Origin of the sequence: Pseudomonas sp. HMSC067G02 (genome assembly GCF_001813485.1) — a bacterium.
In the GTDB taxonomy this organism is placed as follows: Bacteria; Pseudomonadota; Gammaproteobacteria; order Pseudomonadales; family Pseudomonadaceae; genus Pseudomonas; species Pseudomonas aeruginosa.
Map to the genome: position 1 here is coordinate 46,234 of NZ_KV812717.1, position 23,561 is coordinate 69,794.

Below are 23,561 nucleotides of genomic sequence, written 5' to 3' on the forward strand. Positions count from 1 at the left end.
GGCCTCAGGCCACGGCGACCACGTCGAGGATGCGCTGCACGACCCGGTCCTGGTCGATGCCGGCGGCTTCCGCCTCGAAGGTCAGGATCAGGCGATGGCGTAGCACGTCGAACAGCACCGCCTGGATGTCCTCGGGGCTGACGAAGTCGCGTCCGCCCAGCCAGGCGTGGGCGCGCGCGCAGCGGTCGAGGGCGATGGAGCCGCGCGGGCTGGCGCCGTAGGAGATCCATTCGGCGAGTTCCGCGTCGTGCTTGGCCGGGGTGCGGGTGGCCATGATCAGTTGCACCAGGTATTCCTCCACCGCGTCGGCCATGTACAGGCCGAGGATTTCCTGGCGCGCGGCGAAGATGGTTTCCTGGGTCACCCGGCGCTCCGGCCGGGCCTCGCCGTTCAGTGCCTCGCCACGCGCCTGCTGGAGGATGCGGCGTTCCACCGAGGCCTCCGGGTAGCCGATCTTGACGTGCATGAGGAAACGGTCGAGCTGGGCTTCCGGCAACGGATAGGTGCCTTCCTGCTCGATCGGGTTCTGTGTCGCCATCACCAGGAACAGCTGTGGCAGGTCGTAGGTGCTGCGGCCGACCGAAACCTGGCGCTCGGCCATGGCTTCGAGCAGCGCCGACTGCACCTTGGCTGGGGCGCGGTTGATCTCGTCGGCCAGCACCAGGTGATGGAAGATCGGGCCTTGCTGGAACACGAAGGTGCCGGTCTCCGGACGGTAGATCTCGGTGCCGGTGATGTCGGCGGGGAGCAGGTCGGGAGTGAACTGGATACGGTGGAACTCGGCTTCGAGGCCTTCGGCGAGGTCCTTGATGGCCTTGGTCTTGGCCAGTCCCGGCGCGCCTTCCACCAGCAGGTGGCCGTCGGCTAGCAGCGCGATCAGCAGGCGGTCGACGAGTTTTTCCTGGCCGAGGATCTGGCTCGACAGGTAGCCCTTCAGTCCCTGCAGGGCGCTCTTGTGCTGCGTGCTTTCTGGCTCGTTGCTCATTGTCTGGACTACCGGTTCCAAGGCCTGCTGGGGTGTCGCTCGGTGGCGCACGGCGAGGCCGGCGCGCGCGGGCGGGGAGAAGGCTCCGCTCTGCGGCGGATGACGCCCCCCGATCCCGCACATGTTAGCGCACGGCGACTGCCTAGCGTACTCTCCGACGCTCGTGCCGCGCCTATTCGTGAACCCGCGCGGGTATGCCGGTGAAAAGCCTCCGCCTCTCGCCGTGACCTGCCTCGCGAAGCGCGGCGGATCGACGCGCCCGGGGAACTTCGCCGGCGCAGGCGGGTCGGTTTCCGCGATGCGAACAGCGAATGGACAGAGCGTTTGTCAGGAGCGACATTGCCGGGGCTTGCCCGGCGCAAGGGGGAGGGCCGCGCCCGGCGTGGGTGGCGGCGCTGGGTCGGTGGGCTGCTGTTGCTGCTCGGCGCGCTCGCCAGCGGATGTTCGAACGCGCCGCGCAACGCCGCCGGCGAGGACACCAGCCAGGGTTCGATGCGCGCCGGCGAATTCCTCCAGACCGATGCCGATCGCATGGCCACCCTGGCCATGCGCGACAACCTGCAAAGCCTCTACCAGTTGCTCTGGAAGCTGTACAAGCGCAATCCCGCCGAATGGAAGAAGACCGGCCTGCCGAGCCAGGCCGACGCCGAGCTGGCGATCCGCCGGGCCATCGAGCAGAACCGCGAACTCAGCGACCTGGGCGGCCGCCGCGACATCGCCGCGCTGTCCTACTCCCTCGATCCGGCGTTCAGGGGCGACCGCGTCGGCGCCTTCATCTATTCCCTGGCCAGCATGCTGATCACCGCCCATGGCGGGCGTACCGAGTTCTACGTCTACCAGGGGATCGACGCGCAGTACGTCTACAACGCCGCGCGCAACGTCGAGGTCGCCACCTGGATGCTGGCTACCCGCAAGGACGACAAGGGCGCCCCGTTGCTGCTTTCCAACGCCCTCACCGACGACGCCAGCAACCTCAGCTACGCCCGCGAGTTCGCCAAGATCGTCGCGCGCCTGGACCTGCTCGCCGAGGTGCTCGGCGAACGCTACCGGCGGATCAGCGTGAACTACGCCCAGGGACTGCTGTTCATGCATTTCCTGCCGGTGCAGTGAGCCGATGCTCCCGGGGTGAACGAATATGTCGCAGCACGGTAAGTGTTTTGCCTTGCCGGCTCGTTAAGCTCTGTCGGATATGACCGGCGGGTCGCTCGCCGAAAAGGGCGGTTCCCGGTCAGCCTTTGCTGTGCGCCTGCCTGCCTGGATTAATGCTCAGCTTCTGCTGAACTTCATGGACGCAGCGAGGGTCGGTCCGAAGGTGCGTTGCTCGCGACCTTTCCCGCGAACCGCTCGCCTCCATGAAATAACAAGCCAAGCGGAGTACAACCATGGCGTTCTTCACCGCGGCCAGCAAAGCCGATTTCCAGCATCAACTGCAGACGGCACTGGCGCAGCACCTCGGCGACAAGGCGTTACCACAAGTCACGCTGTTCGCCGAACAGTTCTTCAGCCTGATCTCCCTCGATGAACTGACCCAGCGTCGGCTTTCCGACCTGGTCGGTTGCACCCTTTCCGCCTGGCGCCTGCTGGAGCGCTTCGACCGCGACCAGCCCGAAGTCCGCGTATACAACCCCGACTACGAGAAGCACGGCTGGCAATCCACCCACACCGCGGTGGAAGTGCTGCACCCGGACCTGCCGTTCCTGGTCGACTCGGTGCGCATGGAACTGAACCGTCGCGGCTACAGCATCCATACCCTGCAGACCAACGTCCTCAGCGTGCGCCGCTCGGCCAAGGGCGAGCTGAAGGAAATCCTGCCCAAGGGTAGCCAGGGCAAGGACGTCAGCCAGGAATCGCTGATGTACCTGGAGATCGACCGTTGCGCCCACGCCGGCGAACTGCGGGCGCTGGAGAAGGCCATCCTGGAAGTGCTCGGTGAAGTACGCGTGACCGTCGCCGACTTCGAACCGATGAAGGCCAAGGCCCGCGAACTGCTGACCTGGCTTGGCAAGGCCAAGCTGAAGGTGCCGGCGGAGGAACTGAAGGAAGTGCGCAGCTATCTCGAATGGCTGCTGGACAACCACTTCACCTTCCTCGGCTACGAGGAATTCAGCGTCGCCGACGAGGCCGACGGCGGGCGCATGGTCTACGACGAGAAATCCTTCCTCGGCCTGACCCGTCTGCTGCGTGCCGGCCTGAGCAAGGATGACCTGCACATCGAGGACTATGCCGTCGCCTACCTGCGCGAACCGGTCCTGCTGTCCTTCGCCAAGGCTGCCCATCCGAGCCGCGTGCACCGCCCGGCCTACCCGGACTACGTGTCGATCCGCGAGCTGGACGGCAAGGGCCGGGTGATCCGCGAGTGCCGCTTCATGGGCCTGTTCACCTCCTCGGTGTACAACGAGAGCGTCAACGACATTCCCTTCATCCGCGGCAAGGTCGCCGAAGTGATGCGGCGCTCCGGTTTCGACACCAAGGCCCACCTCGGCAAGGAACTGGCCCAGGTGCTGGAAGTACTGCCGCGCGACGACCTGTTCCAGACCCCGGTGGACGAGCTGTTCAGCACCGCCCTGGCGATCGTCCGCATCCAGGAGCGCAACAAGATCCGCGTGTTCCTGCGCAAGGACCCCTACGGTCGCTTCTGCTACTGCCTGGCCTACGTGCCGCGCGACGTGTATTCCACCGAGACGCGCCTGAAGATCCAGCAGGTCCTGATGGAGCGCCTGCAAGCCAGCGACTGCGAGTTCTGGACTTTCTTCTCCGAGTCGGTGCTGGCCCGCGTGCAGTTCATCCTCCGCGTCGACCCGAAGTCGCGCATCGACATCGACCCGGCGCGCCTGGAGGAAGAAGTGATCCAGGCCTGCCGTTCCTGGCAGGACGACTACAGCAGCCTGGTGGTGGAAAACCTCGGCGAGGCCAAGGGCACCAACGTCCTGGCCGACTTCCCGAAAGGCTTCCCGGCCGGCTACCGCGAGCGCTTCGCCCCGCACTTCGCGGTGGTCGACCTGCAGCACCTGCTCAGCCTCTCCGAGCAGCGCCCGCTGGTGATGAGCTTCTACCAGCCGCTGGCGCAGGGCGAGCAGCAACTGCACTGCAAGCTGTACCACGCCGACACCCCGCTGGCCCTGTCCGACGTCCTGCCGATCCTGGAGAACCTCGGCCTGCGCGTGCTCGGCGAATTCCCCTACCGCCTGCGCCACCAGAACGGCCGCGAATACTGGATCCACGACTTCGCCTTCACCTACGCCGAAGGGCTGGACGTGGACATCCAGCAGCTCAACGAGATCCTCCAGGACGCCTTCGTCCACATCGTCAGCGGCGACGCCGAGAACGACGCCTTCAACCGCCTGGTGCTGACCGCCAACCTGCCGTGGCGCGACGTCGCCCTGCTGCGTGCCTACGCGCGTTACCTGAAGCAGATCCGCCTGGGCTTCGACCTCGGCTACATCGCCAGCGCGCTGAATGCCCACACCGACATCGCCCGCGAGCTGGTGCGGCTGTTCAAGACCCGCTTCTACCTGGCGCGCAAACTCACCGCGGAAGACCTGGAAGACAAGCAACAGAAGCTGGAGCAGGCGATCCTCGGCGCCCTCGACGAAGTCCAGGTGCTCAACGAGGACCGCATCCTGCGGCGCTACCTCGACCTGATCAAGGCAACCCTGCGGACCAACTTCTACCAGCCCGACGGCAACGGCCAGAACAAGAGCTACTTCAGCTTCAAGTTCAACCCGAAGGCCATCCCGGAGCTGCCCAGGCCGGTGCCCAAGTACGAGATCTTCGTCTATTCGCCGCGCGTCGAGGGCGTGCACCTGCGCGGCGGCAAGGTGGCCCGCGGCGGCTTGCGCTGGTCGGACCGCGAGGAAGACTTCCGCACCGAGGTGCTCGGCCTGGTCAAGGCCCAGCAGGTGAAGAACGCGGTGATCGTGCCGGTCGGCGCCAAGGGCGGCTTCGTCCCGCGCCGCCTGCCGCTTGGCGGTAGCCGCGACGAGATCCAGGCCGAGGCGATCGCCTGCTACCGGATCTTCATTTCCGGCCTGCTCGACATCACCGACAACCTCAAGGAAGGCGAAGTGGTGCCGCCGGCCAACGTGGTCCGCCACGACGAGGACGATCCCTACCTGGTGGTCGCCGCGGACAAGGGCACGGCGACCTTCTCCGACATCGCCAACGGCATCGCCGCCGAGTACGGTTTCTGGCTCGGCGACGCCTTCGCCTCGGGCGGCTCCGCCGGCTACGACCACAAGGGCATGGGGATTACCGCCAAGGGCGCCTGGGTCAGCGTGCAACGGCACTTCCGCGAGCGCGGCATCGACGTGCAGAAGGACAACATCAGCGTCATCGGCATCGGCGACATGGCCGGCGACGTGTTCGGCAACGGCCTGCTGATGTCGGACAAGCTGCAACTGGTGGCCGCCTTCAACCACATGCATATCTTCATCGACCCGAACCCGGACGCCGCCAGCAGCTTCGTCGAGCGCCAGCGCCTGTTCAACCTGCCGCGTTCGAGCTGGGCCGACTACGACGCCAAGCTGATCTCCGCCGGCGGCGGGATCTTCCTGCGCAGCGCCAAGAGCATCGCCATCACCCCGGAAATGCAGGCGCGCTTCGACATCCAGGCCGACAGGCTGGCGCCCACCGAGCTGATCCACGCGCTGCTCAAGGCGCCGGTCGACCTGCTCTGGAACGGCGGTATCGGCACCTACGTGAAGTCGAGCAAGGAAACCCACGCCGATGTCGGCGACAAGGCCAACGACGGTCTGCGCGTCGACGGCCGCGAGCTGCGCGCGAAGGTGGTGGGCGAGGGCGGCAACCTGGGCATGACCCAACTGGCGCGGGTCGAGTTCGGCCTGCACGGCGGCGCCAACAATACCGACTTCATCGACAACGCCGGCGGCGTGGACTGCTCCGACCATGAGGTCAACATCAAGATCCTGCTCAACGAAGTGGTGCAGGCCGGCGACATGACCGAGAAGCAGCGCAACGCGCTGCTGGTGAAGATGACCGACGCGGTCGGCGCCCTGGTGCTGGGCAACAACTACAAGCAGACCCAGGCGCTGTCCCTGGCGCAACGCCGCGCCCGCGAGCGGATCGCCGAGTACAAGCGGCTGATGGGCGACCTCGAGGCACGTGGCAAGCTCGATCGCGCCCTGGAGTTCCTGCCTTCCGACGAGGAGCTGGCGGAACGCATCAGTGCCGGCCAGGGGCTGACCCGCGCCGAGCTGTCGGTGCTGATCTCCTACAGCAAGATCGACCTCAAGGAATCGCTGCTGAAATCGCTGGTGCCGGACGACGACTACCTGACCCGCGACATGGAGACCGCCTTCCCGGCATTGCTGGCGGAGAAGTTCGGCGACGCCATGCGCCGCCATCGCCTGAAGCGCGAGATCGTCAGCACGCAGATCGCCAACGACCTGGTCAACCACATGGGCATCACCTTCGTGCAGCGCCTGAAGGAGTCCACCGGCATGAGCGCGGCCAACGTCGCCGGGGCCTACGTGATCGTTCGCGACGTGTTCCACCTGCCGCACTGGTTCCGCCAGATCGAGAACCTCGACTACCAGGTGCCCGCTGATATCCAGCTGACCCTGATGGACGAACTGATGCGTCTCGGTCGCCGCGCCACCCGCTGGTTCCTCCGCAGCCGCCGCAACGAGCTGGACGCGGCGCGCGACGTGGCCCACTTCGGCCCGCGCATCGCCGCCCTCGGCCTGAAGCTCAACGAGCTGCTCGAAGGGCCGACCCGCGAGCTGTGGCAGGCGCGCTACCAGACCTACGTCGACGCCGGCGTACCGGAACTGCTGGCACGCATGGTGGCCGGCACCAGCCACCTGTATACGCTGCTGCCGATCATCGAGGCGTCCGACGTGACCGGCCAGGACACCGCGGAAGTGGCCAAGGCCTATTTCGCCGTGGGCAGTGCGCTGGACCTGACCTGGTACCTGCAGCAGATCACCAACCTGCCGGTGGAGAACAACTGGCAGGCGCTGGCCCGCGAGGCGTTCCGCGACGACCTCGACTGGCAGCAGCGGGCGATCACCGTCTCGGTGTTGCAGATGCAGGACGGACCGAAGGAGGTCGAGGCGCGCGTCGGCCTGTGGCTGGAACAACACCTGCCGCTGGTCGAGCGCTGGCGGGCGATGCTGGTCGAACTGCGTGCCGCGTCGGGTACCGACTACGCCATGTACGCCGTGGCCAACCGCGAGCTGATGGACCTGGCGCAGAGCAGCCAGCACGGTGTCTGCATCCCCTGATGCGACCGGACTGACGGCAAGCAAGAGCCCCGCCTGAGTGCGGGGCTCTTTCATTCTGGCGCGGCGAAAACCTGCGGTGTTTGCGGTGGCTGAGGCGCTGCGCGGCGACAAATGTCCGGCGCCCGGCGTTAGCCCGGAAAGGACAACCTGACTCACAGATTTAATAAATATTTAGTTATTAGAAACTCTATTAATAGGTTCATATGGATCTATGACTTCTCCGCTTCGTATGCCTTGGCCGGGATCCTGTCGATCGCATAAACCCCCGGCAGCCCGTACTTCCTTCCCCGCCCGGTGAGTTTTCCGATGACGTCGCGGCGGTCACGCGGGAGGCAAGAGCAGGCAAAAGGACACCATGGCGTCCTGTATGTGCCTAAAAATTGACAGTTTCCGCTTAAAAAATTAGCAATTAGCATATTTAGTCATTAGATTGACGTTAATCGCCTGCGGCTGCTTTGGCCGTGCCCGCACTGTCAGGGATTCGACGTTGCCATCGGAAACCGCATCCATGCTCCCGACCTGCCGCTTCGGTCGGTATCGACCCTGCCGCGTAGGCTGGGCATGCGGTTCAGCAAGAAAGGAATCGCCGTGCTGCGTCTGCCGTCCCGCCGTAACATCCTTCGACCCATCGAACGCCCGCTCGCCTGGCTTGCCGGCCTGGCGCTGGCGCTTTGTGCCGGCGCTGCCGCAGGGGCTGCCGGCGGGCCGTCCAGCGTGGCGTTCTGGTACGCCGAGCGGCCGCCGCTGGCCGAGCTTTCCCAGTTCGACTGGGTGGTGCTTGAGGCGGCGCACCTCAAGCCGGCCGATGTCGGGTATCTGAAAGAGCAGGGCAGCACGCCCTTCGCCTATCTGTCGGTCGGCGAGTTCGACGGCGACGCCGCCGCCATCGCCGATAGCGGCCTGGCCCGGGGCAAGAGCGCGGTCCGCAACCAAGCCTGGAACAGCCAGGTAATGGACCTCGCCGCGCCGAGCTGGCGGGCGCACCTGCTCAAGCGCGCCGCGGAGCTGCGCAAACAGGGCTACGCCGGCCTGTTCCTCGATACCCTGGACAGCTTCCAGCTACAGGCCGAGGAGCGCCGCGAGGGCCAGCGCCGGGCGCTGGCCAGTTTCCTCGCCCAGCTGCATCGCCAGGAGCCGGGCCTCAAGCTGTTTTTCAATCGCGGTTTCGAAGTGCTGCCGGAGTTGCCCGGCGTCGCGTCGGCGGTGGCCGTGGAGTCGATCCATGCCGGTTGGGACGCCGCTGCCGGGCAATACCGCGAGGTGCCCCAGGACGATCGCGATTGGCTGAAGGGTCACCTGGATGCCCTGCGCGCCCAGGGCATGCCCATCGTCGCCATCGACTACCTGCCGCCGGAGCGGCGCGACGAGGCGCGCGCGCTCGCTGCGCGCCTGCGTAGCGAAGGCTACGTGCCGTTCGTCAGCACCCCGGCGCTGGACTACCTGGGGGTGAGCGACGTCGAGGTGCAACCGCGGCGCATCGCGCTGCTCTACGATCCGCGCGAGGGCGACCTGACCCTGAGCCCCGGCCACGTCTACCTCGGCGGCCTGCTCGAATACCTCGGTTATCGGGTCGACTACCTGCCCACCGACCAGCCGCTGCCCGAACGTCCGCTGAGCGGTCTCTACGCCGGGGTAGTCACCTGGATGACCAGTGGACCGCCGCTGGCCAGCGACGCCTTCGACAACTGGATCGCTGCGCGTCTCGACGAAAAGGTGCCGGTGGCGTTCCTCGCCGGCCTGCCCACCGAGAACGACGGCCTGTTGCAGCGCCTGGGTATTCGCCGGCTGTCGCAGAAGCTCAAGGTCAAGCCGAGCACCGAGACCCACGACCAGGCGCTGTTGGGCGCCTTCGAGGCGCCGCTGGTGATCCGGATCCGCGACCTGCCGGCGCTCACCGTACTCGACCCGGCGCGGGTGGCCCCGGCGCTCAAGCTCAAGGGCGACGGCAAGGAGTACGTGCCGGTGGCGACCGCCGACTGGGGCGGCTTCGCCCTGGCGCCCTATGTGCTGGAGGAGGGTAGCGAGCACCGGCGCTGGATCCTCGATCCGTTCGCTTTCCTGCGCAAGGCCTTGCGCCTTGCGCCGCTGCCGAGTCCCGACGCGACCACCGAGAATGGCCGGCGCATCGCCACCGTGCACATCGATGGCGACGGCTTCGTCTCCCGTGCCGAGGTGCCCGGCAGTCCCTATGCCGGCCAGCAGGTGCTGGAGGACTTCATCAAGCCCTATCCGTTCCTCACCTCGGTCTCGGTGATCGAAGGCGAGGTCGGGCCGAAGGGCATGTACCCGCACCTGGCCAGGGAGCTGGAGCCGATCGCCCGGCGCATTTTCGCCGACGACAAGGTCGAGGTCGCCAGCCATACCTTCAGCCATCCGTTCTTCTGGCAGCCGCAACTGGCCGAGCAGGGCGAGAACTTCGAGGCCCAGTATGGCTACAAGATGGCCATCCCGGGCTACGACAAGGTCGACTTCGTACGCGAGGTGATCGGGGCCCGCGACTACATCGAGCAGCGCCTGACCACCCCGCGGAAGCCGGTGAAGATGATCTTCTGGTCCGGCGACGCGCTGCCCGACGCCGCCACCATCAAGCTCGCCTACGACGCCGGGCTGATGAACGTCAACGGCGGCAATACCGCGCTGACCCGGGCCTTTCCCTCGCTGACCGGACTCTACCCGCTGATCCGGCCCACCCGCGGCGGCGTGCAGTACTACGCGCCGATCATCAACGAGAACGTCTACACCAATCTCTGGCAGGGGCCGTACTACGGCTTCCGCGGCGTCATCGATACCTTCGCCCTGACTGACAGCCCGCGCCGCCTGCGCGGCCTGCACCTCTACTACCACTTCTATTCGGGGACCAAGCAGGCCTCGATCCGCACCATGCACCAGATCTACGCGGCGATGCAGGCGGAGCATCCGTTGTCGCTGTGGATGAGCGACTACATCCCGCGCCTGGAAGGCCTGCATCGCGCCAGCCTGGCCAAGCGTGCCGATGGCAGCTGGCAACTGCGTGGCTTCGCCGCCCTGCGCACCCTGCGCCTGGACCCGGCGCTGGGTTGGCCGGACCTCGCTCGCTCCACGGGAGTCGCGGGCGTGCGCGACCTGCCCCAGGGGCGCTATGTACACCTGAGTGCGGCGAATGCGCACCTGGTCCTGCGCGACAGCCGCGATCCGCGGCCGGCGCTGGAGGAGGCCAACCTGCCGCTGAAGCACTGGCGCTACCGCGACGATGGCCGCGTCGAGTTCGCCTTCGCCGGGCACCTGCCGTTGCGCCTGGTGGTGCGCGCGGCGGGCGATTGCCGGCTTAGCGCGGCCGGCAAGGCCTTCCCGGGAAAGGCCGGCAACGGCCTGTGGACGTTCGAGTTGCCGATGGAGCAGGTGCGCGATGGCCAACTCGCCTGCCGCTGACAAGCATCCCAAGGCGCGCCTGCTGAATCCCTGGGCCCTGCTGCCGGTCGCTCTCGGGGTGGCGCTGGTGCTGTGGCTGACCTTCAACAGCGAAGAAGTATTCATGCCCAGCGGCGATGGCGAGCCCGACGCGGTCTCGGTGAACTACGCCGAACTGCTGTTGCAGGCGCACCCGGAGAACGACGCGCTGCGCCTGACCCTGATCGACCTGCTGGTCAAGCTCGGCGACTTCGAGCAGGCGCGTCATCACCTCGCCCTTCTGCGCGGCAAGGACCGCCTGGCAACGCCGTTCTACGAGGTGGAACTGGACATCCTCGGCGCCCTGGCCAGGCCCGAGGGCATGGATGAGGAGCAGACGCGCCGATTGCTGGAGCGCCTGCGCAAGATCGAGCATGTTTCGTTGAACGACGCCATGCTCGAACGACTTGCCCGTCATGCCCTGGCCCTGGACGCGCCGGACCTGGCGGCGCGGACCTTTGCCGAACTGGCCGGCCGCGACCCGCAGGGCCGGCAGCGCTGGCTGGACGAGGCGGCGCGCTGGTACCTGGCTTCCGGCGAGCCGCTGCCGGCGGCGGACATCCAGCGGCAACTGGCCGAAGCGCAAACCGAGCCGGCGAAGCGCCTGGCCTATCTGCGCCAGGCCTTCGCCAGCCTGCTCGCTGGCGAGCGCGGCGAACAGGCGGCGTTGTTGCTGGACGAGCGGCTGGACGCCTTGCCGGAGGATGAATCGACCCTGGCCTGGCTCGCCGAGGGCGTACGCGCCGCCGAAGGCAGCCAGCGCTACGACCTGGCCGAACGCTTCATCCGGCGCTGGCGCGAATTGCGCCCCGAGGACCATGAGGCGCTGGCCGCCGACCTGCGCCTGAACATGGCCGCCGGGCGGATCGAGCGGGCCTGGGAGGTCGGCCAGGAGCTGCTGGCCCTGCGCCCGCAGGACAGGACGCTGCTGGCCGATCTCGCGCGCCTTGGCGAATGGACCGGCAACGGCCCGCAGGCCCTGGGCCTGTGGAAGCAACTGCTGGCCGGCGCCGATGACCCGGCCCTGCGCGAGCATGCCTGGCGCCTGTCGCTGCAGATGTTCGATTTCGACAGCGCCATCGAGCTGCTGGCGCCCATCGGCGCGCAGCGACAGATGACCGACGAGGAACTCGATGCGCTGGTCTACAGCCATGAAACCCGCGGCACGCCGGAAGAGGGCGAGGCATGGCTGCGCGGCTACGTGCAGGGTTATCCGAAACAGCGCCTGGCCTGGCAGCGCTTGCAGCAGATCCTCGAACACACCCAGCAGTTGCAGGAAGAGACCGGGGTCTGGGCGCGGATGGCCCGGCATTTCCCGCTGAGCGTCAAGGAACGCATGCAGTGGGCGGAAACCCACTGGAACCTGTTCGATCCGCGCCAGGCCTGGAAGGTCCTCGCCGGCGTGGATACCCGCGCGATCCGCGAGCCGGAGTTCTGGCGCCTGCGCGCGGCGCTGGCCTGGGCCCTGGAGCAGGACGACGATGCCCGCGCCGCCTACGAGCGCATGCTGGCCCTGGACATCCGCCTGAACAGCAGCGACGAGGACCAGTTGATCGCCCTGTACCGGGACAGCAATCCGAAGCAGGCCTTGCAGGTGCTTATCGGCAGTTGGCAGCGCAGCCGCGATCCGCGGCGCCTGGCCAGCGCCCTGCAACTGGCGGAGAACCTCCACGACTGGCCGGCCCTGAAGAGCCTGCTGGCCGAGGCCGAAGGCCTGCCGGAAGCGCAGGGCAGCCCCTATTACTGGGTGGCCAGGGCGCGGCTGGCGGAACAGGAAGGCCATGGCGACGTCGCCGAGCGTCTGTACCGGGAAGCCCTGGTGCGTTTCCCCGGCGAGAACCTGGTGCGCGAACGCCTGCTCTGGTTCTACATCGACCGTGGCCGTCGCGACAGCCTGGCGCCCCTGTTGGCGCAGTGGCATGGCCTGGCGCTGCGGGACAGCACGCTGTGGCTGCCGTTCGCCAGCGCCAGCCTGCTGCTCGAGCGTAACGACCAGGCGCTGGCCTGGTTCCGCCTGTACCTCAAGTCCAATCCCAACGACTGGCTGGTGCAGGCCGCCTACGCCGACGCACTGGATGCCAGCGGCTACCAGGACAAGGCCCTGCGCCTGCGCCGACTACTGCTCCGGCGGCTCGACCGCGAGGCGGTCAGGGCCACCCCGGACAGCTTCGCCGCCTACCTACGCCTGCTCGCCGTGGCCCAGGGGCCGCTGCTCGCCCAGGGCGAGGCGCGGCGGGCCTGGAATGGCGAGCCGGCGATGCTGCAGCTGTGGTTCGAGCAGTTCCTCGACCAGCTCGCCGCCACCAACCAGGAGCCGCTGAAGGATGACTGGCTGGCCTGGGCGCGCGGCCGGGGCCTGAAGATCGGGCGCAACGAAGAGATCCAGGCCGCCCTGCGCAGCCAGAATCGCGCCGCCCTGCAACGCCTGCTGGAGCGCGGCGAGCTGGATCCGGCGCAGCGGGTCGAGGCGCTGGTGCGTCTCGGCCATGGCGGCGAAGCGCTGGGCGAGGCCCTGGGCGCACTGGGCGACGGCCACTCGCGCGACAACCGCGAGCAGCTGCGGCGGCAGGCGGCGGAAATCCTCGAACGCACGCCCCAGGGCCTGCAACTGGGTTGGAACAAGCGCGACTTCGGCGGTCTCGACTTCAAGGGACCGACGCTGCGCGCGGCGCGCCACCTCGGCGACGACTGGTACGCCGACCTGGCGCTGGGCAGCGGTCGCTATCGCGGCGACGCACTGGATAGTTCGCTCCTCGGTAGCGAACGCAACGCCAGGCTGACGTTGCGGCGCGAACTGGCCGATGGCTTCGCCGCGGCGACGCTCGATGGCAGCTGGCGCGACGACGAGGACCGCCACGGTCTGGGGTTGCTGCGCAATTGGCGGCTGAGCTCGCGCGACGAACTGGAAGCGGGCCTCGATTGGCACCGCGAGACCGACGAGACCGGCCTGATGCGAGCCCTCGGCATGCGCGACAGCCTACGGCTCGGCGGCCGCCACACCCTCAGCGGGCGCGACCAGTTGAGCTGGTCGCTGGCGCACAACCGCTTCTCCACCCGCCAGGGCGACGACCTCGGCAACGGCGAGGCGCTGTCCCTGGAATGGGCCCACACACTGTTCTTCGACGGCCCGGCCTGGCAACTGCGCGGCGGCATCGACTACCAGCGCAATCGCCTGGAGAACCGCGTGCCGGACGACCTGCTGGCGGCCCATGGCGGTGCGCTGGTGCTCGATGGCGCGCGCAGCCAGGACCTGCTGCAGGACCGCTATGGCCAGGTCTACCTCGGCAGCACCTGGCGCCGTGGCTTCCCTGGCGCGCTGAACCGCAGCCGTCCGCAATACACCTGGATCGTCGACACCCTGGCCGGCTGGCAGTGGACAGAGAAGGAGTTCAACTACGGCATCGATCTCGGCATCGGCATGGAGCTGCTGGGCGACGACGAACTGGCGTTCACCTTCGGCTACCAGTCGGCTCCCCAGGGGGGCGGCGGCGATGCCGGCGGCACGCTCGGGGTGACCTACAGCACGCGCTTCGGCCGCTGAACGCGGCCCGGATACGGAATTCAACAGGAGGAACACAACATGCAATCCATCCGCTGCCTGGCTCTCGCGGCCGTCGCCCTGTTCATGGCGGGCTGCTCCAGCTTCACCAGCGAAAGCGCTACGCCGCTGGCGCGCGGCGCGCAGTGGGGCCTGGTGCCGCTGCTCAATTACTCCCAGGCGCCGCAGGCCGGCGAGCGTGCCGAGCAGATCCTGCTCAGCGTGCTGGCCGAGGAGGGCGTGCGGCCGCGCCTGTACCCGGCTCAGCCGCAAGGCGACCTGCAACTGGTCGACGACCGCGAGCGCCAGCAGCGCGCGCTGGACTGGGCACGCCAGCAGAAGCTGGCCTACGTGGTCACCGGCAGCGTCGAGGAGTGGCAGTACAAGAACGGCCTCGACGGCGAGCCGGCGGTGGGCGTCAGCCTGCAGGTGCTGGAGCCGGCCTCCGGGCGGGTGCTCTGGAGCACCAGCGGGGCGCGCGCCGGCTGGTCCCGGGAAAGCCTGGCGGGCGCCGCGCAGAAAGTCCTGCGCGAGCTGGTCGGCGACCTGCGGCTCGAGTGACGGCGATGTCCGCGCACAAGGATTTCACCCTCGCACCGCGCGCCAGCGGCAGTGTCTCCTGGGTCGAGACGCTGGTCATCAGCGCGCTCGCGCTGGGCCTGGGCTGGTGGTTCAGCCCGGACGACCCGCTGCAGGTCAACGCCACCTTTCCCTGGGTGATCGTCGCGCCCCTGTTGCTGGGCATGCGCTACGGCTTCGTCCGCGGGTTGGCCAGCGCGGCGCTGCTGGTGGCGGCGCTGTTCGCGTTTCGCGTCCAGGGCGTCGAGGCCTATGCCCAGGTACCGGCGGCCTTCATCGTCGGCGTGCTGCTCTGCGCCATGTTGGTGGGCGAGTTCCGCGACATCTGGGAACGCCGCCTGGAGCGCCTGGAGCTGGCGAACGAGTACCGCCAGTTGCGCCTCGACGAATTCACCCGCGCCCATCACATCCTGCGCATCTCCCATGATCGCCTGGAACAGCGGGTCGCCGGCAACGACCAGAGCCTGCGCAGTTCGCTGCTCGGTCTGCGACAACTGCTGCGCGAGCTGCCGAGCGAGGAGGCACCGCTCGATGCGCTGGCGGAAACCGTGCTGGCGCTGCTGGCCCAGTACGGTTCGCTGCGCATCGCCGGACTCTACCGGGTGCGCCACGACCGCACCCCGGAGCCGCAACCCTTGGCGACGCTCGGCGAGATGCCGGCGCTGGACGCCGACGATCTGCTGGTGCGCACCTGCCTGGAGCGCGGCGAACTGGTCAGCGTGCGCCAGGAACTGCTGGAGCGCGGCGAGCAGCGTGCGCACAGCGCGCTGCAGGTGTGCGTGCCGCTGGTCGACACCGATGGGCGGATCCTCGCCCTGCTGGCGGTGGAGCAGATGCCGTTCTTCGTCTTCAACGAACGTACCTTCAGCCTGCTGGCGATCCTCGCCGGGCACATCGCCGACTTGCTGCAGAGCGACCGTCGCGCACTGCAACTGGCCGACATCGACGCCCAGCGCTTCTCCCAGTACCTCAAGCGCTCCCTGCTGGACGCCCGCGACCATGGGTTGCCGGCCTGCCTGTATGCCTTCGAGTTGACCGATGCGCGCTACGGCGAAGAGGTCCAGCGTCTGCTGGAAGGCAGCCAGCGTGGCCTCGACGTGCAGTTGCGACTGCGCAACGACGAGGGCCGGCGGGTCCTGCTGGTGTTGTTGCCGCTGACTTCCGCCGAAGGCTCCCAGGGGTATCTGCAGCGCCTGAGGATTCTCTTCGCCGAACGCTTCGGCCAGGCCCGCGAGCTGGAGTCGCTGGGCGTGCGCATCCGCCAGTACGAACTGGACGCCGGCAACGATCGGCAGGCGCTGGGACATTTCCTTTTCAACGAGTGCGGCCTGAATGATCAGCAAGTGGCTGTTTAGCGGCGCCTTCCTGTTCGAGCTGAGCAGTTGGGCGAGCGTCTTCGCCGACCTGCCGTTCGGCCAGGCGCTGGCGCTCTACCTGTTCGCCCACGGCCTGGGCAGCGCGCTGCTGTGCGTCGGCGTATGGCTGCTGCTGCCGCGGCGCTACAAGTTCCCGCTGCCGTGGAGCCCGCTGTTCCTCTTCAGCCTGGCCTTCTTCGTGCCGCTGATCGGAGCGGTCGGCGTCGCTGCGGCGGTATTCCCGGCGCTGTACCTGCCGCGCCAGCGTGGCGAGCAGGCCTGGCAGGCGATGGGCGTCCCCGAGCTGCCGTTCCGGCCGAAGGAAAAGCGCCTCGACATGATGTTCAGCGACGGCGGCCTGCAGGACGTCCTGCGCCATGCGCCGGACCCGAACCAGCGGCTCACGGCGATCTTCGCCACCCGGCGGATGCCCGGCAAGGAAGCGATCCCGATCCTCAAGCTGGCCCTGCGCGACCCTGCCGACGACGTCCGCCTGCTGGCCTACTCGATGCTCGACCAGAAGGAAAGCCGGATCAACCAGCGCATCGAGGCCGCCCTAGGCCGCCTCGCCGGCGCCACGCCGGCGCGACGCGGCGCGTTGCACGGGACCCTGGCGCGCTGGTACTGGGAACTGGCCTACCTGGGGTTGGCCCAGGGCAGCGTGCTGGAGCACATCCTCGAGCAGGCGCGCGAGCATACCGACCAGGCGCTGCGCGGCACACCCTCGGCCGACCTGCATCTGCTGGCCGGGCGCATCGCCCTCGAACAAGGCCGCCTGGAGGATGCCGGACGCGCGCTCCAGGCCGCCGAGGAGGCGGGAATCGATAGTGCCCAGCTGGCGCCGTTCCGCGCCGAGGTGGCGTTCTTCCAGCGGCGCTACCGGGACATCCCCCGGCTTCTCGCCGGAATGCCCGACGACATGCTGCAACGGCCGCCCTTCGCGGCCCTGGCGAGATACTGGACATGACCGAACACACCGCTCCGACGGCGCCCGTCGCCGATGTCTGCCTGCTGCTGGAGGGCACCTGGCCCTATGTCCGCGGCGGCGTCTCCAGCTGGGTCAACCAGTTGATCCTCGGTCTCCCCGACCTGACCTTCTCGGTGTTCTTCATCGGCGGCCAGAAGGATGCCTACGGCAAGCGCCACTACCCGATCCCGGACAATGTGCTGCACATCGAGGAACACTTCCTGGAAACCGCCTGGAGTTCGCCGAACCCGCAGACGCGACAGGGCAGTAGCGAGACCGAAAAGGCGTTGCGCGATCTGCACCGTTTCTTCCACTACCCGGAGACGCCGGACGTGGAGGAGGGCGATGCGCTGCTCGACCTGCTCGCCGAGGGCCGCATCGGCCGCGAGGACTTTCTCCACAGCAAGGCCAGTTGGGAGGCGATCACCGCAGGCTACGAGCGCTATTGCACCGATCCGTCCTTCGTCAATTACTTCTGGACCCTGCGCTCGATGCAGGCGCCGGTGTTCATGCTCGCCGAGGCGGCCCGGCGGATGCCGCGGGCGCGCATGCTGCACTCGATCTCCACCGGCTACGCCGGCCTGCTGGGCTGCATCCTGCAACGTCGCTGGGGCTGCCGCTACCTGCTCAGCGAGCACGGCATCTACACCAAGGAGCGCAAGATCGACCTGGCCCAGGCCAACTGGATCGCGGAGAACCCCGACGAGCAGCTGAGTACCGGACTGGATGCCGAGGTCAGCTACATCCGTCGCTTGTGGATCCGCTTCTTCGAGCGTGTCGGCCTGCTCACCTATCGCGCCGCCAATCCGATCGTCGCCCTCTACGAAGGCAACCGCCAGCGCCAGGTACTCGATGGCGCCGAGCCACGGCGCACCCGGGTGATCCCCAACGGCATCGACCTCGATGCCTGGGCCGGCGCCCTCGAACGGCGGCCGCCGGGGATTCCGCCGGTGGTCGGGCTGGTCGGCCGGGTAGTGCCGATCAAGGACGTGAAGACCTTCATCCGCGCCATGCGCGGGGTGGTCAGCGCGATGCCGGAGGCGGAGGGCTGGATCGTCGGTCCGGAGGAGGAAGATCCGGACTATGCCAGCGAATGCCGCAGCCTGGTGGCCAGCCTCGGCCTGCAGGACAAGGTGAAGTTCCTCGGTTTCCGTCGGATCGGCGAGGTCCTGCCGCAACTCGGCCTGATGGTCCTCACCTCGATCAGCGAAGCGCAGCCGCTGGTGATCCTCGAAGCCTGGGCTGCCGGCGCCCCGGTGGTGAGCAGCGACGTCGGCTCCTGCCGCGAACTGATCGAAGGCGCCGACGCCGAAGATCGCGCCCTGGGTCGCGCCGGGGAGGTGGTGGCGATCGCCGACCCGCAGGCCACTTCGCGGGCGATCCTCGCCCTGCTGCGCAATCCGCAGCGCTGGCAGGCGGCCCAGGCGGTCGGCCTGCAACGGGTCGAACGCTACTACACCGAGGCGCTGATGCTCGGACGTTACCGCGGGCTGTACCGCGAAGCCACGGAGATTGCATGACATGGCCGGCATCGGCTTCGAACTGCGGAAGATCCTTTCCCGCGATTCCTATACGGCGACCCTGCGCGCCTACCTCTACGCCGGGCTGATCAGCTCCGGTCCCTGGGTGCTGTCGATCGTCAGCGTGATGCTGATCGGCGTGCTGAGCCTCGGCGTGGTGGTGCCGGACGTGCTGGTCCGGCAGTTCCTGATCACGGTGACCTACCTGATGGCGCTGTCGCTGATCTTCACCGGGGGACTGCAACTGTTCTTCACCCGCTTCATTTCCGATCGCCTGTTCGAGCGCAAGCACGAGGCGATCCTGCCCAACCTGGTGGGCGTGCTGTTGCTGGTGACGTTGGCGGCGGGCCTGCTCTCGGCGATATTGCTGGCGACCCTGTTCGATGAGCCGTTCGCCTACCGCCTGCTGGTGATGGCCAACTTCGTGGTGCTCTGCAACCTGTGGCTGGTGATCATCTTCCTGTCGGGAATGAAGGCCTACAAACGCATCCTGCTGGTGATGTTCATCGGCTACGCGCTGATGGTCGCCTGTGCCTACCTGCTGCGTTTCATGCAGATGGACGGCCTGCTGCTGGCATTGCTGATCGGCCACGCCAGCCTGCTGTTCGTCTTCCTCTACGACATCCTCCGCGAGTACCCGGCCAGGCGCATGGTGGCCTTCGACTTCCTCGACCGCCGGCAGGTCTTCGTCAGCCTGCTGCTGACCGGCCTCTGCTACAACCTGGGGATCTGGATCGACAAGTTCATCTTCTGGTTCAACCCCTCCACCTCGGACCTGGTGATCGGCCCGCTGCGCGCCTCGATCCTCTACGACCTGCCGATCTTCCTCGCCTACCTGTCGATCATTCCCGGCATGGCGGTGTTCCTGGTGCGCATCGAGACCGACTTCGCCGAGTGGTACGAGCGGGTTTACGAGGCGATCCGCGGCGGCGAGACCCTGCAGCACATCGGCCTGCTCAAGGAGCAGATGATCCTCGCCATCCGCCAGGGCCTGCTGGAAATCTGCAAGGTGCAGGGGCTGGCGGTGGTCCTGCTGTTCCTGCTGGCGCCGCAACTGCTCGGCTGGCTGGGAATTTCCCGCTACTACCTGCCGCTGTTCTACATCGACCTGATCGGGGTGAGCATCCAGGTAGTGTTCATGGCCTTGCTCAACGTCTTCTTCTACCTGGACAAGCGCCGCATCGTCCTCGAACTCTGCGTGCTGTTCGTGATCGTCAACGGCGCCCTGACCTTCGTCAGCCTGCTGCTCGGGCCGAGCTTCTTCGGCTACGGCTTCACCCTGTCGCTGCTGGTCTGCGTGCTGGTCGGGCTGTACCGCCTGACCACCGCGCTGGACGACCTGGAGTACGAGACCTTCATGCTCAATCGCTGAGGGGTTTCGCCGGCGGCAGGGTCTTTCAGAAAGGGCCGATTCACCCGGTTGAATCGGCCCCTTTTTTTGCTTCCTCGATGCGTTTTTGCAGCTTCTGCATATCCACCAGGCGTTGCGTACCGAAGGTTCGCATCGGCAGGTCGCCGCTCTCTATCCAGGCATAGAGCAGGTCCGGCCGGTCGCTGAGGCCGGTCAGGAAGGCGAAACGCATCAGGGTTATATAGCGGGGGCACTCGGCGAAACCCTCTTGGGGGAGTTCTTCCACTTTCATCAGGCGTCCTGCACCATGGTCCGATGTTGGAGGGGAACCCTCGGTCTAGAGGGCTTGGATTCATATTGATCTACTAACAGTTAGTGAATCAATATGCATAGGGAACCATCAGACGCGGACTACACATGGTAAAGAATCGACGTTTGTTCACTGCTGGCAAGCGCTTGCGCGCCCTGCGCGAGCTGATGGGCTTGAGCCGTCCGCAGTTCGCCGAGTTGGTGGGGATGACGGCCAAGCGCCTGGAGAACATCGAGAACGAACTGCAGCGCATGCACGACGAGGACTTCGAGAAGGTCTGCGGAACCTTCCCGGAGTTCAGCGACTGGATCGCCTATGAAGGCAGCATCGAGCCGCAGTCGATCGCCTGGAAGGTCGCCGACTCGGCACAGGCGGCCGCGGTCTACCTGGTGGAGCGCAACCCGGTGCTGCTGGAGCGGCACGGCATCGACATGCAGGCCTGGCGCGAACGCCACCGTGAGATACGCGAGGCGCTGCTGGCGGCGGAACAGGCGCCGGAGGCGGAGCCGGCGCCCCTGGAAGAGCCGCCGGAACCCAGGCGCCAGCGGAAGAGGAAAACGCCCGCGAGCGGCAAGGGCGACTGAGGCGCATCGCGCCAGAAACGAAGGGAAGTATCTGTACATGGTCTATGTAGTGAGGAAGCGCTGCCTGTTTCGCGCCGGCGAGCGCCTGTTCGGGTTGCGCGGGCTGACGGGGTTGAACCGACCGCAGTTTTCCGAGGTGGTCGGCATGGATCCCAAACGCCTTGAGAACATCGAGAGTGGCCGGCAGCGCATGCACGACGAGGATTTCGAGAAGGTCTGCGGGACCTTTCCGGAGTTCAGCGACTGGATCGCCTATGAAGGCAGCATCGAACCGCAGTCGATCGCCTGGAAGATCGCCGAGGCCGCCCAGGAAGCGGCGGTCTATCTGGTGGAGCGCAACCCCGAGCTGCTCGAACTCCACGGTCTCGACGTGCCGGCCTGGCGCGAGAAGCATCGGGAAATCCTCAAGAAGCTGCGCAAGCGGGAACTGTCGCCGCCACCTGAAAAACCACTGAAACCCAGGCGCAAGCGCAAGCCGAGAAGCAACCTGCCCACACCCACCGACGGTACCTGAGACCGGCTCCCTCTCCCCAGCCCTCTCCCGCAAGCGGGAGAGGGAACGGGGCTCCCGAAGCCCAGCGGTAGGGCGGATAACGCGCAGCGTTGTCCGCCGTCAGCCCCAGGTGGGCTTCAGAACACCACTCCTACCGGATAGACGAAGGCGTTCACGTCGTAGAACGGCGTGCGCTGGTAGAACCATTGCAGGCGCGCCTGCGGATCGGCGGCGAAGGCCTTGTCCTCGCGCAGGCGTTTGTCGAAGGCGGCCTTCAGCGCTGGGTCTTCCGCCAGCATCTTGCGCGCCATCGGCTCCATCACGTATTCCTCCGGCTCCTCGGCGGCCACCAGGGTGGAATTGAAGAAGCCCCAGGACCAGAAGGAATCCGGACTCTGCGGTTGCAGCAGGTCGATGGCCAGGACGCCCAGCGGCTGGGCGGTGTCGATCGACAGCGAGCCGGCCGGGAAGGTCTGCAAGCGCTGGAACGGCTTCGGCGTGCCGCTGACCAGCAGGCGACCTTCGTAGCCCGGAATCCGGTTGCCTTGCACGCGATCCGGTTCGAAGCCATCGGCGAGCTTGATGTCGTCCATGCGGTACAGGGTCACGGCGATTTCGGTCGGACGCTCCAGGGTGGTGTAGCGGATGCCGTGGGCCTTGATCCGGGCGATCACTTCGTGCCACTGCACCGGGACGATGAAACGCTGGGGACGCGGCACCACCAGGTCGGGTACGCCGTTGTCGGTCACCGGCAGTTTCAGCGTCTTCGGCCGGTTGCTCCAGACGATGGTGCGGGCCCCGGTGACCGGCGATTGCTCGTAGCGGTAGTCGCCGACCACGAATGGCGTCTCGGCGGTCTCGCCCGGCTTCCAGGTGAGGATCACCTCCTTCTGCCGCAGCAGGCGCTCGCGGTCGCTGGCGATGGCCTGGCGCAGGCTGGCGGCCTGCTCGCCGATCACCTTGAACATCGCCTTGAGCATCACGTAGTTGCCCAGCACCTGGGTCTTGTACGGATGCAGGGCGTGTTGCTCGATGAGGATCGACGGCACGTTGCGGATGTCGCCGTACTGGTTGGAGAAGCGCGCCAGGTCGGTGCGGTAGGGGTAGTAGCCCTGGGTCGGATCCTGGTTGTCGTTCAGGCTGATGCATTCATGGACCATGTGCCCGAGGCTTTCCAGCGCCTGGTACACCGGCTTGCGCATGACCTGGTCCATCCAGGCGCTGCTCGCCGGTGACCAGCCATTGCCGTTGTGGCAGTAGGAGCTGTCGTAGGGATACATGGCGCCGTCGGTGGAGTGGGTGTCGGCGAAGAAGCTCAGTTCGTAGTGGTTGAACACCCAGGCGACGTTGCGGATCTCCGCGCTGTCGAGCTTGGTGAAGTCGCGGTTGAGATTGAGATTGCGGCCGTTCACCCGCCAGCCGGTCTCCTGCGGGCCGTTCTGGTTGATCCGCCCGTAGGCGCTGCGGCGCAGGTCGCCGTCGACGTTGACCACCGGGATGAACAGCAGGTTGATCTTCTCCAGCAGCCCGGCGAGCGGGCGGTCGGCAGCGCTCATGTCGCGCAGCAGCATGAACATGGCGTCCTTGCCGTTGGCCTCGCCGGGATGGATCTCGGCTTCCACCAGCAAGGTCGGCTTGGCGGAGCGCTTCAGGCCGGCGGCGGACTTGTCGGCCTCGGTGGAGGCGGTCACCAGCAGCATCGGGTGACCCTCGGCGCTGCGCTCGGGCAACTCGCGCAGGGCGATGCGGCCGGAGGAGGCGGCTACCAGTTTCTCCAGGTAGGCGCGGGTCTCGCGGTAGTCGCTGGTGCGCTGGAAGTCGCTGCTCTCGGCCTGGGTGATCAAGGGGTCGCCGGGCTTGGCGAGGTAGCGCAGGCTGCCCAGCTTCTGCTCGAACATCGGTGGCAGGATGCGTTGGCGGGCCGCGGCCGGGTAGGCGCTGTCATCGATGTAGGCGGGCGCGTGGGGCAGCTCCGCGTGAGCGGGCAGGGCGCTCGCCAGCAGGACGCCGGCGAGTAGCGAACGGGGTTGGCAAGGGAACACGATGAACCTCCATGTGGATGGGAACGGCCGCGGCGTGGGTGGGCTTGCGCGACGCGAGCCACGCGTCGTCGCGCAGCCAGTGCAGTGAAACGCCGGCGGCAGGCATCGGTGTTGACGCCGGGCAAGGCGCGGCGAAGCCGATGGCGAGAGCGCCGCCGGTGGATGG

The 23,561-nt window shown here is 67.1% G+C and carries 14 protein-coding genes; 11 read left to right on the top strand and 3 right to left on the bottom strand.

What is annotated here, in order from left to right; genetic code table 11:
- Positions 1 to 4: 4 nt before the first annotated feature.
- The gene (locus tag HMPREF2914_RS24740) at positions 5 to 985 is read right to left on the bottom strand and encodes an AAA family ATPase (protein ID WP_003091294.1); all 981 of its coding nucleotides are present in this window, start codon (positions 983 to 985) and stop codon (positions 5 to 7) included.
- Between the two features lie 339 nt (positions 986 to 1,324).
- Here HMPREF2914_RS24740 and HMPREF2914_RS24745 point away from each other — a divergent pair, with 339 nt between their 5' ends.
- The 9 genes from HMPREF2914_RS24745 to pelG all read left to right on the top strand — a co-directional run bounded on the left by HMPREF2914_RS24745 (position 1,325) and on the right by pelG (position 19,987).
- Complete coding sequence (locus tag HMPREF2914_RS24745) at positions 1,325 to 2,095, top strand: hypothetical protein (RefSeq protein WP_003116459.1); 771 nt, start codon at positions 1,325 to 1,327, stop codon at positions 2,093 to 2,095.
- A 272-nt stretch (positions 2,096 to 2,367) separates the two neighbouring features.
- Positions 2,368 to 7,230 carry an NAD-glutamate dehydrogenase GdhB gene (gdhB, locus tag HMPREF2914_RS24750; RefSeq protein WP_003109600.1) on the top strand — a complete coding sequence of 1,621 codons (4,863 nt, stop codon included), beginning with the start codon at positions 2,368 to 2,370 and terminating at the stop codon, positions 7,228 to 7,230.
- Positions 7,231 to 7,791: 561 nt separating this feature from the next.
- Positions 7,792 to 10,638, top strand: coding sequence for a bifunctional glycoside hydrolase/polysaccharide deacetylase family protein (locus HMPREF2914_RS24755; RefSeq protein ID WP_023091572.1), 2,847 nt, complete (start codon positions 7,792 to 7,794; stop codon positions 10,636 to 10,638).
- On the top strand, positions 10,616 to 14,197 hold the full coding sequence (locus HMPREF2914_RS24760; protein ID WP_023091573.1) for a tetratricopeptide repeat protein: 3,582 nt from the start codon (positions 10,616 to 10,618) through the stop codon (positions 14,195 to 14,197). The genes HMPREF2914_RS24755 and HMPREF2914_RS24760 overlap by 23 nt, the downstream gene beginning before the upstream one ends.
- Positions 14,198 to 14,236: 39 nt before the next feature.
- Complete coding sequence (locus tag HMPREF2914_RS24765) at positions 14,237 to 14,755, top strand: pellicle/biofilm biosynthesis outer membrane protein PelC (RefSeq protein WP_003091288.1); 519 nt, start codon at positions 14,237 to 14,239, stop codon at positions 14,753 to 14,755.
- A 5-nt stretch (positions 14,756 to 14,760) separates the two neighbouring features.
- On the top strand, positions 14,761 to 16,128 hold the full coding sequence (locus HMPREF2914_RS24770; protein ID WP_023091574.1) for a pellicle/biofilm biosynthesis GGDEF protein PelD: 1,368 nt from the start codon (positions 14,761 to 14,763) through the stop codon (positions 16,126 to 16,128).
- Positions 16,106 to 17,095, top strand: coding sequence for a tetratricopeptide repeat protein (locus HMPREF2914_RS24775; RefSeq protein ID WP_003143628.1), 990 nt, complete (start codon positions 16,106 to 16,108; stop codon positions 17,093 to 17,095). The genes HMPREF2914_RS24770 and HMPREF2914_RS24775 overlap by 23 nt, the downstream gene beginning before the upstream one ends.
- On the top strand, positions 17,092 to 18,615 hold the full coding sequence (gene pelF / locus HMPREF2914_RS24780; protein WP_003103472.1) for a GT4 family glycosyltransferase PelF: 1,524 nt from the start codon (positions 17,092 to 17,094) through the stop codon (positions 18,613 to 18,615). The genes HMPREF2914_RS24775 and pelF overlap by 4 nt, the downstream gene beginning before the upstream one ends.
- 1 nt (position 18,616) lies before the next feature.
- Positions 18,617 to 19,987 (top strand): exopolysaccharide Pel transporter PelG, encoded by a 1,371-nt coding sequence (pelG, locus tag HMPREF2914_RS24785; RefSeq protein WP_003091283.1) that lies wholly within the window; start codon positions 18,617 to 18,619, stop codon positions 19,985 to 19,987.
- Between the two features lie 40 nt (positions 19,988 to 20,027).
- Here pelG and HMPREF2914_RS24790 read toward each other — a convergent pair whose 3' ends face one another.
- On the bottom strand, positions 20,028 to 20,258 hold the full coding sequence (locus HMPREF2914_RS24790) for a hypothetical protein (protein ID WP_003091282.1): 231 nt from the start codon (positions 20,256 to 20,258) through the stop codon (positions 20,028 to 20,030).
- A gap of 125 nt (positions 20,259 to 20,383) precedes the next feature.
- Here HMPREF2914_RS24790 and HMPREF2914_RS24795 point away from each other — a divergent pair, with 125 nt between their 5' ends.
- Both HMPREF2914_RS24795 and HMPREF2914_RS24800 read left to right on the top strand, forming a co-directional pair.
- Entirely contained in the window at positions 20,384 to 20,860 is a 477-nt protein-coding gene (locus tag HMPREF2914_RS24795) for a helix-turn-helix domain-containing protein (protein ID WP_009313801.1), read from the top strand.
- 37 nt (positions 20,861 to 20,897) lie between these two features.
- Positions 20,898 to 21,374, top strand: coding sequence for a helix-turn-helix domain-containing protein (locus tag HMPREF2914_RS24800; protein ID WP_003130642.1), 477 nt, complete (start codon positions 20,898 to 20,900; stop codon positions 21,372 to 21,374).
- Positions 21,375 to 21,490: 116 nt separating this feature from the next.
- Here the strand turns inward: HMPREF2914_RS24800 and HMPREF2914_RS24805 are convergent, their stop codons facing one another.
- A complete protein-coding gene (locus HMPREF2914_RS24805; protein ID WP_023091575.1) occupies positions 21,491 to 23,395 on the bottom strand; it encodes a M14 family metallopeptidase in 1,905 nt (634 codons plus the stop codon).
- Positions 23,396 to 23,561 lie beyond the last annotated feature (166 nt).